Here is an 812-nt window from a genome sequence, read left to right on the forward strand (position 1 = left end):
GTGCAGGTGCTGCTCGCCTTCGCATCATTGATGGCGGTGATCGCATGAACTACAAACCGTGTGTGGATGTGACCTTTGGCTCGGCGGCGAAAGTTTACGGCGACAAAGTGCTTTCTATGGTGCTCACCGGAATGGGTGCAGATGGCCGAGAAGGTGCACGTATGCTGAAATCGGCAGGCTCAACCATTTGGGCACAAGACGAAGAAAGCTGTGTGGTTTACGGTATGCCTCAAGCTGTAGCTAAAGCGGGCATTTCTTCTGAAGATTTACCTCTTGACCGAATTGCAGAACGCATGATGGTGGAAGTGGGTTTAGCGTAGGATAAATCATGATCGTTTGGAGTGTAGCTAACCAAAAAGGTGGGGTAGGTAAAACCACATCAACAGTGACACTAGCAGGTTTGTTGAGCCAGAAAGGTCATCGTGTATTGATGGTCGACACCGATCCTCATGCGTCACTGACGACTTATCTTGGTTACGACTCAGATACCGTGTCATCAAGCTTGTTCGATCTGTTTCAGCTAAAGACGTTCACTCGCGATACGGTTAAGCCGTTGATCTTAGAAACCGAGTTGGAAGGAATGGACATCATTCCTGCGCACATGTCATTGGCTACGCTAGACCGCGTAATGGGTAACCGCAGTGGCATGGGGTTGATTTTGAAGCGCGCACTTCAAGCGGTTTCGCAAGATTACGACTACGTGTTGATCGATTGTCCGCCAATCCTTGGTGTGATGATGGTTAATGCACTCGCGGCGAGTGATCGTATCTTGATCCCTGTACAGACTGAGTTCCTCGCGATGAAAGGCTTGG

The 812-nt window shown here is 49.6% G+C and carries 2 protein-coding genes; both read left to right on the plus strand.

The window, feature by feature from the left end:
• A partial coding sequence (locus tag R8O10_RS24600; RefSeq protein WP_318191870.1) for a chemotaxis protein CheB occupies nucleotides 1–320 on the plus strand: 320 nt, incomplete at its 5' end.
• Nucleotides 321–328: 8 nt separating this feature from the next.
• On the plus strand, nucleotides 329–812 hold a 484-nt coding region (locus R8O10_RS24605), incomplete at its 3' end, for a ParA family protein (protein WP_318191871.1).

It is taken from the genome of Vibrio sp. 1727, from assembly GCF_033344415.1.
In the GTDB taxonomy this organism is placed as follows: Bacteria; Pseudomonadota; Gammaproteobacteria; order Enterobacterales; family Vibrionaceae; genus Vibrio; species Vibrio alginolyticus.